Genomic DNA, 15,618 nt, shown 5'->3' on the forward strand with positions numbered 1-15,618 from the left:
AGATCGGCTGCCCGGTGAAAGCACACTGTTAAAAACGGTGTGACTCCAAACCTTCATAGCGGAAGTGCCACTGCACCTGCAGTATCGGCACTTCCGAAATTTTTATCCTTCTGACAGAAACAATCCCTGCAAATCATTCAGGAAACGGCGCCCCAGTTCGGTAGGCTTGAGAATCATGTGATCGCGATATAGCAATCCTTTGGACTCCGCCTCATTGAGCGCACGCTCGATGACGTTCAGCGGCATGCCGGTGCGTTCCATGAACAGATTGACCTCGATACCGTCGATCAGGCGCATTGCGTTCAGCATGAATTCGAAACCTAGTTCGCCGCGCGTGATTTCCCGCTCTTCCTGCACCGGATTGCCTTGGCGCATCCGTTCCATGTATTCCTTCGGCTGCCTGTAGCGTGCCTGGCGCATCACGCGATGCGGAAAAGACAATTTGCTGTGCGCGCCTGCGCCGATGCCGAGGTAATCGCCGAACTGCCAGTAGTTCATGTTGTGGCGCGCCTGCCGGTTCGGCTTTGCATAGGCCGACACTTCGTAGTGTCGGTAACCGGCGGCCTGCGTTTCATCCTCGACCATCTCCTGCATGTCGGCGCTGGCATCGTCGTCGGGAACCGGCGGCGGATACTTGGCGAAATAAGTGTTTGGCTCCAGCGTCAGGTGATACAGCGACAGATGCGGCGGCGCGCAGGCGATCGCGGTCTGCACATCGCGCTGCGCCTCTGCCAGTGTCTGCGACGGCAGTGCATACATCAGATCGAGATTGAAATTGTCGAAATTCGCCTGCGCGATCTCGACCGCGCGGCGTGCCTCGTCGCCGTCGTGGATGCGGCCCAGCGCCTGCAGGTGGCGCGCATCGAAACTCTGGATGCCTATCGACAGCCGGTTGATGCCGCTGCCGCGATAGGACTTGAACTTCTCCACCTCGAAAGTGCCGGGGTTCGCCTCCATCGTCACCTCGATGCCCGGATCGAAAGGCATCAGTGTACGGATATCGGACATCAGACGATCCAGCCCGGCAGCAGACAGCAGGGTGGGCGTGCCGCCGCCGATGAAGATCGTGTGCAACTTGCGGCCCCAGATCAGCGGCAGCGCCATTTCCAGATCGGCGCGCAACGCAGCCAGATAATCCTCTTCAGGAAAGCCGCCGACCGCCTCGTGCGAATTGAAATCGCAATACGGGCACTTCTTCACGCACCACGGGAAATGCACGTACAGCGACAGCGGCGGCAATGCCGTCAGATTCAGCGCGCCCGGTTTCAGGTAAGCCATCGCGACGCGCGCCGGCTCGGCATGATCGAGCGCATCGAACGACTTCGAACCGGCCGGCTTGATCGGAATCATTTCAGTTTCTCGATCAACGCACGCAAGGCCTGGCCGCGATGGGACAGGCGATTCTTTTCTTCCGCCGTCAGTTCGGCTGCCGTCTTCTGCAGCGACGGAATCAGGAAATACGGATCGTAGCCGAAGCCGCCCTGCCCGCGCGGCGTTGCAATCATTTCACCGTTCCAGCGGCCGTCGGCAATGACCGGCTGCGGATCATCAGCGTGGCGCACGAACACCAGCACGCAATAGTAGTAGGCGGACTTGTCGGCCTGCGCGGCGAGCGCCTCGATCAGCTTGTCGTTGTTGCGCTGGTCGGATTTGGGTTCGCCCGCGTAGCGTGCCGAATGCACGCCGGGCGCACCGCCCAGCGCGTTGACGCAAACGCCGGAATCGTCGGCCAGCGCCGGCAACCCGGTCAGGCGAGCTGCATGGCGCGCCTTGGCGATCGCATTTTCGACGAAGGTCGGATGCGGCTCTTCCGCTTCCGGCACGTTGAATTCCGATTGCGTGTGCAGCGTGAAACCGAGCGGCGCCAGCAGCGCGCCGAATTCCTTCAGCTTGCCGGCGTTGTTGGAGGCGAGAACGAGAGGTTGGGACATGGTGATGCCGGGCGGTTTGCGCCGTCCGGATGGTCGAAATGCAAAGGCGGAAGTTTACCGTGTTGTCGCGATCTTCGCGCACCGCACGGATGATGCAAGGCGACAGGCGACCGATGAACGGCCGCCGCCGCTACGCAAAGGACAGATCAGGCCGAAATTTCCAATACCTGCTTCTGCATCACGATCAGATCGCGGATGCCATCCTGTGCCAGATCGAGCAGCTTGTTCATCGTGGCGCGGTCGAATGCCTCGCCTTCCGCCGTACCCTGCACCTCGATGAAGTGCCCTGCTTCGGTCATCACGATGTTCATGTCGGTATCGCAATCCGAATCTTCGACATAGTCCAGATCCAGCACAGGCTGTCCGCGGTAGACGCCGACGGAAATCGCGGCGACGAAATGCTTCAGGGGAATCGCCGGAATCAGGTTCTGCTTGCACAGCTTGTCGAACGCATCGTAGGCCGCAACCATTGTGCCGGTGATGGATGCGGTACGCGTGCCGCCGTCGGCCTGGATGACATCGCAATCCAGATGCAAGGTACGCTCGCCGAACGCCTGCAGATCGAAGGCCGCGCGCAGTGAGCGGCCGATCAGGCGCTGGATTTCCTGCGTGCGGCCGGACTGCTTGCCGCGCGCCGCTTCGCGATCCATGCGCGTATGTGTGGAGCGCGGCAGCATGCCGTATTCGGCCGTCAGCCACCCCTGCCCTTTACCCTTCAGAAAACCCGGCACGCGATCTTCGATGCTGGCGGTGCAAATGACCTTGGTGTCACCGCATTCGATGAGAACGGAACCTTCTGCATGCTTGGTGTAGTTGCGGGTGATCTTGATGGCGCGCAGCGCATCGGCGGCACGGCCGCTGGGACGGATGACAGACAACATGTGAAATTAATTCCTGGAAGTGATACGGGAGGATTTGTCGATGGCCTTGCGGATTTCGTCGATCGCTTTTTCGATCTCGGAATCGTTGTAGGTATCGACCGGCTCCGGGTCGAGATGACGCGGTGCCTGAATGGTCGTCGTCACGCTGCCGATCGGCAGCGTGTGCGTGGTGATCGTGCTGTTGCCCTGCAGGCTTTCGCCGCTTTCCCACATCATCGCCAGCGCGGTGGCGTTGTCGCCGGTCTTGCCAGCGATGCTGGTCGCGGTCTGCAGCAACTCCGGCACCGCGCGCACGATGGTGTTCTGGTGCAGGCGCTGCGCCAGTTCGTGATCCGGCAGCACCGACCACAGGCCGTCCGAGCACAACAGCATGATGTCGCCGGCCTGCAGGCTGGCGCGGCGCGAGATTTCGACGATCGGCATGTTGGGCGCGCCCAGGCAGTTGAACAGCTTGTTGCGCTCGGGATGCGTATCACGTTCGGACGGATCGACCTTGCCTTGCGCAATCAGCGTTTCGATGCGCGAATGGTCGCGCGTGCGCGCCAGAATCTGGCCGTTGCGCATCCAGTACAGGCGCGAATCGCCGCAGTGTGCCCACATCGCGTTGTTGTGCTGGATCAGGCAGGCGACGATGGTGGTGCGCGGCGTTTCCGGCAAGTTGTTGATGGCGCGATAGCGATGGATTTCGCGGTGCGCGGCAAAGAAACTGTCTTCGAGGAAGCGCTCCGGTTTCTTCACGTAGGGCGTCGCGTTTTCCTGGAACAGTGCGGCGATCGTTTGCATCGCGATCTGCGCTGCCATCTCGCCCATGATGTGGCCGCCCATGCCGTCCGCCACCAGCAACAGCAACGCATCACGCGTGAAGCTGTAACCCATGCGGTCCTGGTTGTTCTTGCGACCGCCAATGAGGCTTTCCTGGTAGACAGAGAATCGCATAGGCTAGATGGAATGAGTGGATGAAAACATCAGCGCGTGTGTTCCTGGATCGTCGTCGCCACGTTGCCCGGCTTGCGACCGATTCCGCTGAACAGGTTTTTCAGTTTGCGCGTGACCTGCTGCAGGCGCGCATCTTCCTGCTGTTCCTGCAACGGTTCGCGCAAGGCTTTCTGCAGCGCAAACACGCTTTGCGGACGCTCCAGCGGATCCAGCATCAGGCTCCAGCGGATCACCTTGATCAGGTCGGATGAATAGACGCCTTCCAGCTTGCTGAAATGGCCATCCATCTTGTCGTTCACTTTGCGCTGGTCGGCTGGCTGCGGCGGCGCGCCGACCATGCAGGCGAACATCGAGGCGCCGATGCTGTAGATGTCGGTCCACGGGCCGAGATTACCGTTCTTCACATACAGTTCCGGCGCAGCAAAGCCCGGCGTGTACATCGGATACAGCTTCGGCATGTCGGCCTTCAGCGTCTGCCGCGCAGCACCGAAATCCAGCAGGATCGGCGTGCCGTCGACACGCAGATAGATATTCGCCGGCTTCAGGTCCAGATGCAGCAATTTGTTCGTGTGCACTTCGCGCAGCCCGTTCATCACGTGACTGAACATCTTGCGGATGAAGCGTTCGGACACCAGCGGTTTCTCGCCCTTGTCGCGGCGGCGCAGGATGTGATCCTGCAACGAGCGGCCCGACTCGTAGCCCATGACCATGTAGACGGTCTCGTTGGCGCGGAAGAAGTTGGTGACGCTGACGACGTTCGGATGCGAAATCTTCGCCAGCGCGCGGCCTTCCTCGAAAAAGCATTTCAATCCGATGCGGAAGGTCGGCAGGTTTTCCGGCGAGATCGCCGGCACCAGTTCGCCCGGCTGACGCAATGCGAGCGAGCTTGGCAGGTACTCCTTGACCGCGACCGCATTGCCGTCTTCATCGTATGCCAGATAGACAATACTGAACCCGCCAGACGCAATCTTCTTTACAATGCGATATCCGGCGATTTCCAGTCCATCCGGCAACGGAGCGTTGTTTTGCGCAGCCATGTCGTCCTAAGTCTCTGATCGCGCCGATGCGCACGATCGGCAAAACGGGAGGGCAATATCTTGCCTGTTTTTCCATACCGCGGCAGGCTCTGGCGGCATGCTGAACGGCTTTCGTTCCCGGATTGTGTTGATAAATCGCTGCTTTGTAAAGAGATACGAGGATCGCATTTTGACAATCAGCAGCATGACCGGCTATGCCGTCACCACGCATGAAATCGGCAACGGCACCCTGACGATCGAACTCAAGAGCGTCAATTCGCGCTTTCTCGATCTGCAGTTCCGTATCAACGACGACCTGCGTGCGCTGGAACCCATGCTGCGCGAAGCGATCATGGCGCGCCTCACGCGCGGCAAGGTCGAATGCCGCGTCAGTTTCGGCCGCAAGGCCGCAGCCGGCGGCACCCAGGCGCTGAACGGCGCGGCGCTGGATGCGTTGGCAAACCTGCAAGCAGAACTGCGGCAGCGTTTCGTCGATGCGGCACCGCTGTCGATCGGCGAAATGCTGCGCTGGCCCGGCATCATCGAAGATGCGGAAATGGGCCAGGACACACTGCAGGAAGAAGCCGCAACCGCGATGCAAACGACCATGCACGCCTTTGTCGACAGTCGTATACGTGAAGGCAATGCCTTGCAAGCCATGCTGCTGTCGCGCGTGGACGACATGGAAGCCATCGTGCGGCGCATCACGCCGCTGATTCCGCAGGTTCTCGCGCAATTCCAGCAGAAGGCGACCGAGCGCATGCAGGAAGCGCTGGGCCTTGCCGCCAAGACCGGCGACGGCGCCGCGCAACCGACCATCTCGCGCGAGGAAGCGCTGGACCGCATCCGCCAGGAAGTCACGCTGTACGGCATTCGCATCGACGTCGCCGAAGAACTGTCGCGGCTGGCGGCGCATCTGGATGAAACCCGCGCCATCCTGAAAAAAGGCGGCCAGGTCGGCAAACGCCTGGATTTCATGATGCAGGAGCTGAACCGCGAAGCCAATACGCTGGGCTCCAAGGCCGCCATGAAAGAACTGGCCGATGCATCGATGGCCATGAAGCTGCTGATCGAACAAATGCGCGAACAGGTGCAGAATCTCGAATGACGATCGGCGACCGGTACCGCCATCCATTCCGTTGTTGCATCCATAGTCAGTAATCCGCAGTTAACCAGCAGTCAACCAATCCTTACCTTCCATCGTTCAGGAATGCAGATGTCCGACCAATCCACCTCTTCTGGCAGCCTGTTTCTTGTCGTCGCTCCTTCGGGCGCCGGCAAGTCCAGCCTCGTCAACGCCCTGCTGCAGCAGGAACCGGCGATCAAGCTGTCGATTTCCTTCACGACCCGCCCACCGCGCCCGGGCGAGCAGAATGGCCGCGAATACTTCTTCACGTCGGTCGATGATTTCCAGGCACGCCGCGAAGCTGGCGAATTTCTGGAATGGGCGGAAGTGTTCGGCAATTACTACGGCACTTCCATGCTGCAGATCGCCGACCAGATGGCGGCTGGCACCGATGTGCTGCTGGAAATCGACTGGCAAGGCGCGCAGCAGGTCAAGAAGCAGTTTCCGCATGCGGTCGGCATCTTCATCCTGCCGCCGTCGATCGCGGCGCTAGAGGAACGGCTGAAGAAGCGCGGGCAGGACGAATCGCACGTCATCACGCGCCGGATTCTCGCCGCCGGCGGCGAAATCGCGCACGCGTCCGAGTTCGAATATGTTATTATCAATCAAGAGTTTACAGTCGCATTGTCCGAGTTGAGCGCGATTGTCAAAGCCACACGTTGCCGCTTTGCGCAACAGTCGGCACGGAACGCATCTCTGTTCGCCCAACTGGGCATTCATCCCAATTTAAGCTGATCGCAGGAGTACCTCATGGCCCGTATCACCATCGAAGATTGCCTCAAGCAAATCCCGAATCGTTTTCAACTGACGCTGTCGGCCACCTACCGCGCCCGCCAATTGCTGCAAGGCCATACGCCGAAGGTCGATGCGAAAGACAAACCGACCGTCGTCGCGTTGCGCGAAATCGCCTCCGGCCAAGTCGGGATTGAAATGCTGAAAAAAGTCCCAAGCTGATTCATATCCAGACTTTCACCGCGATGCGGCCGGTAACGGCATGAACCTGACACCAGCAGATTCGACACTACCCATCGCTCCCAACCGAGCGGTTTCCGACCGCTCGCCCCCCTCTCCGCAAAACGGCCACACGGCTGCCGCAGCCAGTGTCGCCTCGGTCACGCACCTGACCAACAAGCTCGCCGAATATCTCGATCCGACCGAACTAAAGAAGGTCAAGGAAGCCTATCGCTTCTCCGACGAAGCGCATCTCGGCCAGATGCGCATTTCCGGCGAACCGTACATTTCGCATCCGATCGCCGTCGCCGAAATCTGCGCCGACTGGAAGCTGGATGCACAAGCGATCATGGCGGCGCTGCTGCACGACGTGATGGAGGATCAGGACGTCAAGAAGGACGAACTGATCGAGCGCTTCGGTGCGCCGGTCGCGACGCTGGTCGATGGCCTTTCCAAGCTGGACAAGATCGAATTCCAGAGCCAGATCGAGGCGCAGGCGGAAAACTTCCGCAAGATGCTGCTGGCGATGGCGCGCGACGTGCGCGTCATCCTCGTCAAGCTGGCAGACCGCCTGCACAACATGCGCACGCTCGGCTCGATGTCGGCGGAGAAGAAACGCCGCATCGCGCGTGAGACGATGGAAGTCTACGTGCCGATCGCACATCGCCTCGGCCTGAACAATATCTACCGCGAGTTGCAGGATCTGGCTTTCTCGCATCTGTACCCACTGCGCTACCGGACACTGGCAAAAGCCGTGAAGGCGGCACGCGGCAATCGCCGCGAAGTCGTCAGCAAGATCATGGAATCGGTCAACGGCACGCTGGAAGCGACCGGCATTCCGGTACAGGTCTACGGCCGTGAAAAAACGCTGTACGGCATCTACCGCAAGATGCAGAGCAAGCACCTGTCGTTTTCGCAGGTGCTGGACGTCTACGGCTTTCGCATCGTCGTCGACAGCTTCGCCAACTGTTATGTAGCGCTCGGCACATTGCACGCTCTGTTCAAGCCGATGCCGGGCAAGTTCAAGGATTACATCGCGATTCCGAAGCTGAACGGTTACCAGTCGCTGCACACGACGCTGATCGGTCCGTACGGCACGCCGGTCGAATTCCAGATTCGCACGCAGGAAATGCACCGCGTCGCCGAGTCCGGCGTGGCCGCGCACTGGCTGTACAAGGAAGACGACGAAAACACGCTGTCCGACCTGCAGCAGCGCACGCATGCATGGCTGCAGTCACTCTTGGATATCCAGAAACAGACCGGCGATTCGGCCGAATTCCTGGAGCACGTGAAGGTCGACCTGTTCCCCGACTCGGTCTACGTGTTCACACCGAAATCGAAGATCATCGCACTGCCACGCGGTGCCACCGCACTCGATTTCGCCTACACCATTCATACCGACATCGGCGATCAGACCATCGCCGTCAAGATCAACATGGAACAGGTACCGTTGCGCACCGAGCTGCGCAACGGCGACATCGTCGAAATCATCACTGCACCGACTTCGCGGCCGAATCCGAACTGGCTCAGCTTCGTGCGTACCGGCAAGGCACGCTCGGCGATCCGCCATCATCTGCGCACGATCAACCTGTCCGAATCGATCGAACTCGGACGCCGGCTGTTGTCACAGTCATTACAGGCGCTCGACCTGAACCCTACCCTGCCCGACCAGCTCGTCGAACGCCTGCTCAACGAATCGAGCGCCAAGTCGATGGATGATCTGTACGCCGACATCGGCGTCGGCAAGCGGATGGCGGCACTGGTCGCGCGCCACATCCTGAGCCTGTCGGAAATCGATGCATCGGTCACGCATCCGACCATCGATGCCAGCGGCGAAGTCGTGCCGAAGAAGATCGATCCCGTCATCATCTACGGCAGCGAAGGCATTTCCGTACAACTGGCCACCTGTTGCATGCCGATCCCGGGCGATGCCATCGTCGGCCAGATGAAACGTGATCAGGGACTGGTGATCCACACGATGGATTGCGACGTCGCCAGAAGGCAGCGTTCGAAAGAACCGGAGCGCTGGATTGAAGTAACGTGGGGTTCCGACATCGACCGCCGCTTCGACTGCAAGATCACGCTGGTCGCACACAACGAAAAAGGCATCCTGGCGCGCGTGGCGGCTGAAATCGGCGAAACCGACGCCAATATCGTGCAGGTCGGCATGGATGACGACAAGGACCATTCGATGACGCGCCTGCATTTCACCGTCCAGGTACAGGACCGCGTCCATCTGGCACGACTGATGCGCAACCTGCGGCGCATTTCCGGTGTCACCCGCCTGTTGCGCGAAAAGAGCAACTGATCCGCAACCGCTTTCTTCCGATTTTTCTTCAAACCATCGGTGCCGGATAACGTACTTCCAGCACGACCAGCTCCTCCAGTCCTCCCGGCGTCTTCAACATCACCGCATCGCCTTCGCGCGCCTTCGTCAACGCGCGGGCAACCGGCGAAATCCAGCTGATCTTGCCGTTCAGCGGATCGATTTCATCGATACCCGTAATCGTCACCGTGAACGCTTCGCCGGACTGCGTTTCATAGCGTACCGTCGCGCCAAAGAAAATCTGGTCGCTGCCGTGATGTGCGGAAGGATCGACGACTTCGGCCATGTCCAGCCGTTTGGTGAGAAATCGGATGCGGCCGTCGATCTGGCGCAATCGGCGCTTGCCGTAGATGTAATCGCCGTTTTCCGAACGATCGCCATTGGATGCCGCCCAGGAAACAATTTGCACGACCTCGGGGCGCTCGACATCGATCAGATGCAGCAGCTCGTTCTTCATCCGCTGGTGGCCCTGCGGCGTCATGTAGTTTTTCGAGCCGGCGGGAATCGGCGGCGCACCGAAATCCTCGTCGTCGTCCTGATCGTTTTTTACCTGTTGATTCATGCACGCCATTCTACGCGCGGCAGCGCGGCACGGTGCATCAGGCAGCCGAAAGGTGATTGCTCCATTCGAAGGCGTTCAACTGCAATTCGTACAGATCCTCGATCGACAGACCAAGCTTGCGCAACGTCGGGATCAGCAGTGCACCGGTCTGTTCGATGCGCTCGATGTACTCGGCGAGCTTGAGCAGATCGCCGTAGAAACCCTTGCGGTAAAGCAAGGCATCGCCTACATCGTCGACGACCGACACCTGCTCGAGGATTTCCTTCATCGACTGGCCGAACAACGTATCCATCAACGACATGATGCCGACAGTGAAAGCGATATCGGCCATCGTCCGCTCGCCTGGATGCAGCTTTTCAGTGATCAGTTCCAGCAATTTGCCGCGCGTGGAAGCCAGCTGCAGCAGCGGCGAAGTGAGATGACCGCGCTCGCTGTCGGCATACAGCATGATCTGCAGCCAACGCTGCAACTGACGGCGTCCCAGCACCGCCAGTGCCTGGCTCAATGAATCGATACGCTGCAGCATGCCGGCACCCGGCGAATTCGCCAGCCGCAGCAGCGTCAGCACCAGCGACGCATCCTTCTTGATGCCCGATTCGATTTCCGTATTCTCGGCATCGGCAACGATCATGGCCATCAGCTCCATGATGATCACTTGCGATGGCGCCAGCTTCTTGCCGGACAGGATGACCGGGCGCGCAAAGTAGTAGCCCTGGAAATAATGGAAACCGAGATCCATGCAGATGCGGAACTGCTCGATGGTTTCGACCTTCTCTGCCAGCAGCAATTTACCCGCACTCTTGAAATGCAAGGCGAGCGTCGTCAGTTTCTGTTCGTCCATGCCGGTGATGTCGATCTTGATGATCTTCACCAGCGGCAGCAACTGCTGCAGTGCCTCGCTGCAGCAAGTCACGTCGTCCAGCGCAAAGGTATATCCTTGCGCCGCCAGTTCCGATACGCGTGCGACCAGCTCGGGAGTCGCCTCGACCGTTTCGAGAATCTCCAGCACGACCTTGTCGTTCGGCAGGAAATTCACGAAGTCGCACATCAACACCGCCGCATCGACATTGAAGAAACCCAGCGCTCCGCCGATCACATTGACAATGCCTAGTTCGGATGCGTGTGCAATGACGGAAGCGGTGGCGGAAAGATCGTCGACCACGTTCGCCGGCCCCGCCATCGCATGGCGGAACAGCAGCTCGTAGGCCACCAGGTTTTCCTTGCTGTTCAATATGGGCTGGCGTGCGAGAAAGAATTCCTTCGCACGAGGGAGATTGTCAGCGCAATGCTGATCGATTCCGGTGGTGATCATCAGGTGGTTGTCTCATTCCAGCGGAACGTGCGATCGACCGGTTCACGTTCCTGTTTCTTCTTTTTTCAGCGCCTGCCTTCTCTTCGATGAAGGAGCGGCCCTGCACATCGTTTATGTCGCTCCATTATTCCGTCGCGATTTCCAAAAGGCAAGTTTTTAAGACGTGCGCACGAATCATGCATCATTGGCAACGCGTCGCGATACCGGCGCGCCCTGTCCGCTTTCCAGCGTGAAGCCGGCACCGGCATCTTCCCCCAACACCGAGACGAGATAAGGCATCAGTTCACGCAGCATCGGCTCCAGCGTCCACGGCGGATTGTGAATGAACATGCCGCTGCTGCGCAGGCCGAAACCGTCGGGCGACGGCGACGAAATCGACAGCGTGACGTTCAACCAGCCATTGGAGGGCAGCTTCTTCAGACGCTCCGGCATCTGCCGCATTTCCATACGATTGAGCACCGGATACCAGATCGCATAGACACCGGTGGCGAAACGCTTGAGGCCGTCGGCAACGGCGTCCGCAACGCTGCGGTAATCCGTCTTGTCCTCATACGGCGGATCGATCAGCACCAGCCCGCGGCGCGATGGCGGCGGCAGCAATCCCTTCATTGCGGCAAATCCGTTATCCCGTGCGATCATCACGCGCTTGCCGCGCGTTGTCGACCGCTTGCCCTGCTCTGCAGCATGCGCTTCCAGCTTGCGGAAATTGTCGGCAAGAACCTTGCTGTCGGATGGATGCAATTCGAACAGGCGCAGCCTGTCCTGCTCACGCAGCAAGCTGTCCGCACAATACGGCGAACCGGGGTAATAGCGCATCTTGCCACTCGGGTTCAGCGCTTTGACGAGCTGCACGTAATCGGCCAGCGCCGACGGCAAATCCTTGCGTTCCCACAGTTTGCCGATGCCGGTTTCGAATTCCGCATTCTTGGCCGCGTAATCGCCATCGAGCGCATAGACGCCGGCACCTGCATGCGTGTCGATCACCATGTATGGCGTTTCCTTCTGATTCAGGTATTTCAGCAACTGGATCAGGACGGCATGCTTGAGTACGTCGGCATGATTGCCTGCATGAAAGGCATGGCGGTAACTCAGCATAGGAAAAATCGCGTAGAAGAAAGAAGAAAGATGCGGCAAACGCTGCCGCATCGACAAGGCATCATTCTAACAACTCCACCGCAGACAAAAAGAAACATGCGAAAAGAAAAAAGCGGAAGCCGCACAGGCGGTTTCCGCTTTTTCGGCGCAATGTATCCGCTTATTGCGTCGCCGCAATTTCCTCACGCAATGTACGGGCCGCCAGCACCATGTTCTGCAACGCGGCGATCGTTTCCGGCCAGCCGCGCGTTTTCAGCCCGCAATCCGGGTTGACCCACAGGCGCGCATCTGGAATCACGCCGCGTGCCTTGCGCAACAGGCGCTGCATCTCCTCGACCCTGGGCACACGCGGCGAATGGATATCGTAGACACCGGGGCCGATATCGTTCGGATAATCGAACTCGCCGAAACCGTCCAGCAACTCCATGTCCGAACGCGACGTCTCGATGGTGATGACGTCCGCATCCATCGCGGCGATCCACGGCAGGATATCGTTGAACTCCGAATAGCACATGTGCGTGTGGATCTGTGTATCGTCGCGCACGCCGGACGCGGTGATGCGGAAGGCGCGTACCGCCCAGTCCAGATAATGCGGCCAGTCGGCGGCTTTCAGCGGCAAGCCTTCGCGGAAGGCCGGTTCGTCGATCTGGATCATGCCGATGCCGGCCTTCTCCAAGTCCACCACTTCGTCGCGCAGGGCCAGGGCGATCTGCAGCGCCGTCGTTTCGCGCGGCTGGTCGTCGCGCACGAACGACCATTGCAGCATCGTCACCGGGCCGGTCAGCATGCCTTTCATCGGCTTGCTGGTCAGGCTTTGTGCAAATTCGCTCCAGCCGACCGTCATCGCTTCCGGACGATAGACGTCGCCGTAGATGACTGGCGGCTTCACACAGCGCGAACCGTAGCTCTGCACCCAGCCGTTGGCGGTGAAGGCATAGCCCCACAATTGTTCGCCGAAGTACTCGACCATGTCGTTGCGTTCCGCTTCGCCGTGCACCAGCACGTCGAGGCCGACTTCTTCCTGCTGCCGCACGACATGGCGAATCTCGTCGCGCATGCGGTTCAGGTATTCCAGATGGCCGATCTCGCCGCGCTTGTACTGCGCACGCGCCTGACGAATGTCTACCGTCTGCGGGAAGGAGCCGATATTGGTCGTCGGGAAGGCCGGCAACTGGAAGCGCGCCTGCTGCTTGACGATGCGCTCGGCAAACACGGTGGCGCGCGTGGCCGTCACCGATGCGATTTCCTGCAGGCGCTTCTGTACCAGCGAATTATGGATGCGCGGCGAAGCCTTGCGCGAAGCCGCAGCCTGCGCGGACGCGGCGAACTGCGTCGCCACCGCTGCGCGATTGCCGTTCAATGCCTGTTTCAGCGCAGCGATTTCCTCGACCTTTTGCGCGGCGAAAGCCAGCCATTCCTTCGTTTCCGCATCCAGCTTGTTTTCGTGCGCCAGATCGACCGGCACATGCAGCAGCGAGCAACTGGAAGCGATCCACAGGCTATCGCCCAGCTTCTGCTGCAACGGCTGCAACGCGGTCAGCACGCCATCCAGGTCGGCGCGCCAGATATTGCGCCCGTCGATACTGCCTGCGGACAGCACGCGATCGGCAGGCCAGTCGTTGACAAAATCGTCCAGTTGTCCAGCGCCGCGCACCAGATCCAGGTGGATGCCCGCCACCGGCAGCGTGCGCAACAGATCCGCGTGGCGGCGCACATGATCGAAATAGGTCGCCAGCAGCAGCGACGGCGCGTTGCGCGACAGGCGTTCATAAGTCGGTGCGAAGACATTCACCCATGCCGCATCCAGTTCGAGCGCGAGAATGGGTTCGTCGATCTGCACCCACTGCACGCCGGCCTGCTTCAGGCGTGCCAGCAGATTTTCATAACCGGCGATCACGCGCGGCAACAGTTCCAGTTTGTTCGCGAAACCGGATTTGATCTTGCCCAGATACAGCAGCGTCAACGGCCCGACCAGCGTGACCTTGGTCTGATGGCCTAGCGCCACGGCTTCGGCGTTTTCCTCGAACAGCCAGTCGATGCCGCCGTCGAAACGCACGTCATCCGTCCATTCCGGCACCAGATAGTGATAGTTGGTATCGAACCATTTCGTCATCTCCATCGCGAAATGATCGGGATTGCCGCGCGCCAGCGTGAAGTAATCGGCCAGTGTCAGCTTCTTCAGATCGAAACCGAAGCGCGTCGGCACCGCACCCAGCAACGCCAGCGTACTGAGCACCTGGTCGTACCAGGCGAAATCGCCGACCGAAACGAAATCCAGCCCGGCTTTCGCCTGCAGCGCCCAATGCCGCTCGCGCAGCGTCTTGCCGGTCTGGCGCAAGGCGGCTTCGTCGAGCTCGCCGCGCCAGAACGATTCCACCGCAAACTTCAGTTCGCGCTGCGCGCCGATGCGCGGAAAACCCAGGATGTGTGCCTTTGCCATGCCGAAAACTCCAGATCGATTTCAAGGCTTGCCATGGTGCCTGCCGCAGGTCTATGATTCAAACGATAAATATTCAGATTCATCTTGAATTAAATTCATAATGCAATCCATCCTGGAACTACGCCACCTGAAAACGCTGGTCGCGCTGCGCGAAGCCGGCAACCTGTTGCGCGCGGCGACGTTGCTCAATGTCACGCAGTCCGCGCTGTCGCATCAGATCAAGCAGCTGGAAGATCACCACGGCACGCCGCTGTTCGAACGCAAGTCGGTGCCGGTGCGCTTCACGCCTGCCGGTGAACGATTGCTGAAGCTGGCCGATGCCGTGCTGCCGCAGGTAGCGGAAAGCGAACGCGATCTCGTGCGGCTGGCGCAGGGTACGGCCGGCCAGTTGCGCATCGCCGTCGAATGCCACACCTGCTTCGACTGGCTGATGCCTTCCATGGACGTGTTCCGCGGCCGCTGGCCGGAAGTCGAGCTGGACATCGTATCGGGCTTCCAGGCCGATCCGGTCGGCTTGCTGTACGAACATCGCGCCGATGTCGCCATCGTTTCCGACATCGATCCCGACGAGGCCGTCGATTACCACCCACTGTTCCGCTTCGAGATCGTCGCGCTGCTGGCGCACGATCATCCGCTGGCGAAAAAGGAATATCTGACGGCCAGGGATTTTGCCGGCGACACGCTGATCACCTATCCGGTGCCGGATGACATGCTGGACGTCGTACGGCAGGTGCTGAAGCCGGCCGGCGTGCAACCGGAACGCCGCACCACGGAACTGACGGTCGCCATGCTGCAACTGGTCGCCAGCCGGCGCGGCATCGCCGCACTGCCGCTATGGGCCGTGCAACCCTATCTGAACCGCAATTACGTGACCGCGCGACGCATCACCAAGAACGGACTCACCGGTCGCCTGTACGCCGCCAGCGCGCCGGACATTTCAGCCAAGCCCTACCTCGGCGATTTCGTCGAAATGACGCGCGAGAGTTGTTATCTGAATCTGGATAGTGTGGAATTGCTGTAAACATCCTTGACGATTGCCGCA

At 59.8% G+C, this 15,618-nt stretch carries 14 protein-coding genes; 5 read left to right on the top strand and 9 right to left on the bottom strand.

Features of this window, described 5'->3' with window-relative positions; all coding sequences use genetic code 11:
* Positions 1 to 102 precede the first annotated feature (102 nt).
* The 5 genes from hemW to IEV40_RS01710 all read right to left on the bottom strand — a co-directional run bounded on the left by hemW (position 103) and on the right by IEV40_RS01710 (position 4,785).
* A complete protein-coding gene (hemW, locus tag IEV40_RS01690; RefSeq protein WP_188419233.1) occupies positions 103 to 1,350 on the bottom strand; it encodes a radical SAM family heme chaperone HemW in 1,248 nt (415 codons plus the stop codon).
* Positions 1,347 to 1,931, bottom strand: a complete 585-nt coding sequence (gene rdgB, locus IEV40_RS01695) for an RdgB/HAM1 family non-canonical purine NTP pyrophosphatase (RefSeq protein ID WP_188419234.1) — start codon at positions 1,929 to 1,931, stop codon at positions 1,347 to 1,349. Before rdgB ends, hemW begins: the two co-directional genes overlap by 4 nt.
* 146 nt (positions 1,932 to 2,077) lie before the next feature.
* The gene (gene rph / locus IEV40_RS01700) at positions 2,078 to 2,812 is read right to left on the bottom strand and encodes a ribonuclease PH (RefSeq protein ID WP_308632359.1); all 735 of its coding nucleotides are present in this window, start codon (positions 2,810 to 2,812) and stop codon (positions 2,078 to 2,080) included.
* Positions 2,813 to 2,818: 6 nt separating this feature from the next.
* Positions 2,819 to 3,748, bottom strand: a complete 930-nt coding sequence (locus tag IEV40_RS01705) for a PP2C family protein-serine/threonine phosphatase (RefSeq protein ID WP_188419235.1) — start codon at positions 3,746 to 3,748, stop codon at positions 2,819 to 2,821.
* A gap of 29 nt (positions 3,749 to 3,777) precedes the next feature.
* Positions 3,778 to 4,785 carry a serine/threonine protein kinase gene (locus IEV40_RS01710; protein WP_188419236.1) on the bottom strand — a complete coding sequence of 336 codons (1,008 nt, stop codon included), beginning with the start codon at positions 4,783 to 4,785 and terminating at the stop codon, positions 3,778 to 3,780.
* Positions 4,786 to 4,954: 169 nt separating this feature from the next.
* On the opposite strand from IEV40_RS01710, the gene IEV40_RS01715 reads away from it, so the two are divergent.
* From IEV40_RS01715 to IEV40_RS01730, 4 genes are all read left to right on the top strand, one after another.
* Entirely contained in the window at positions 4,955 to 5,872 is a 918-nt protein-coding gene (locus IEV40_RS01715; protein WP_229723907.1) for a YicC/YloC family endoribonuclease, read from the top strand.
* A gap of 108 nt (positions 5,873 to 5,980) precedes the next feature.
* Positions 5,981 to 6,625, top strand: coding sequence for a guanylate kinase (gmk, locus tag IEV40_RS01720; RefSeq protein WP_188419237.1), 645 nt, complete (start codon positions 5,981 to 5,983; stop codon positions 6,623 to 6,625).
* Between the two features lie 15 nt (positions 6,626 to 6,640).
* The gene (gene rpoZ, locus IEV40_RS01725) at positions 6,641 to 6,844 is read left to right on the top strand and encodes a DNA-directed RNA polymerase subunit omega (protein WP_188419238.1); all 204 of its coding nucleotides are present in this window, start codon (positions 6,641 to 6,643) and stop codon (positions 6,842 to 6,844) included.
* 40 nt (positions 6,845 to 6,884) lie between these two features.
* On the top strand, positions 6,885 to 9,149 hold the full coding sequence (locus tag IEV40_RS01730) for a RelA/SpoT family protein (RefSeq protein WP_188419239.1): 2,265 nt from the start codon (positions 6,885 to 6,887) through the stop codon (positions 9,147 to 9,149).
* A 28-nt stretch (positions 9,150 to 9,177) separates the two neighbouring features.
* Here IEV40_RS01730 and greB read toward each other — a convergent pair whose 3' ends face one another.
* The 4 genes from greB to metE form a co-directional block, all read right to left on the bottom strand.
* Entirely contained in the window at positions 9,178 to 9,738 is a 561-nt protein-coding gene (greB, locus tag IEV40_RS01735) for a transcription elongation factor GreB (RefSeq protein WP_371870022.1), read from the bottom strand.
* 28 nt (positions 9,739 to 9,766) lie between these two features.
* The gene (locus tag IEV40_RS01740; protein WP_188419241.1) at positions 9,767 to 11,041 is read right to left on the bottom strand and encodes an EAL and HDOD domain-containing protein; all 1,275 of its coding nucleotides are present in this window, start codon (positions 11,039 to 11,041) and stop codon (positions 9,767 to 9,769) included.
* Between the two features lie 174 nt (positions 11,042 to 11,215).
* On the bottom strand, positions 11,216 to 12,136 hold the full coding sequence (locus IEV40_RS01745; protein ID WP_188419242.1) for a 23S rRNA (adenine(2030)-N(6))-methyltransferase RlmJ: 921 nt from the start codon (positions 12,134 to 12,136) through the stop codon (positions 11,216 to 11,218).
* Positions 12,137 to 12,296: 160 nt separating this feature from the next.
* Positions 12,297 to 14,576, bottom strand: coding sequence for a 5-methyltetrahydropteroyltriglutamate--homocysteine S-methyltransferase (metE, locus tag IEV40_RS01750; protein WP_188419243.1), 2,280 nt, complete (start codon positions 14,574 to 14,576; stop codon positions 12,297 to 12,299).
* A gap of 97 nt (positions 14,577 to 14,673) precedes the next feature.
* On the opposite strand from metE, the gene IEV40_RS01755 reads away from it, so the two are divergent.
* On the top strand, positions 14,674 to 15,597 hold the full coding sequence (locus IEV40_RS01755; RefSeq protein WP_308632366.1) for a LysR family transcriptional regulator: 924 nt from the start codon (positions 14,674 to 14,676) through the stop codon (positions 15,595 to 15,597).
* Positions 15,598 to 15,618 lie beyond the last annotated feature (21 nt).

Source organism: Oxalicibacterium solurbis, from assembly GCF_014635845.1.
In the GTDB taxonomy this organism is placed as follows: Bacteria; Pseudomonadota; Gammaproteobacteria; order Burkholderiales; family Burkholderiaceae_D; genus Oxalicibacterium; species Oxalicibacterium solurbis.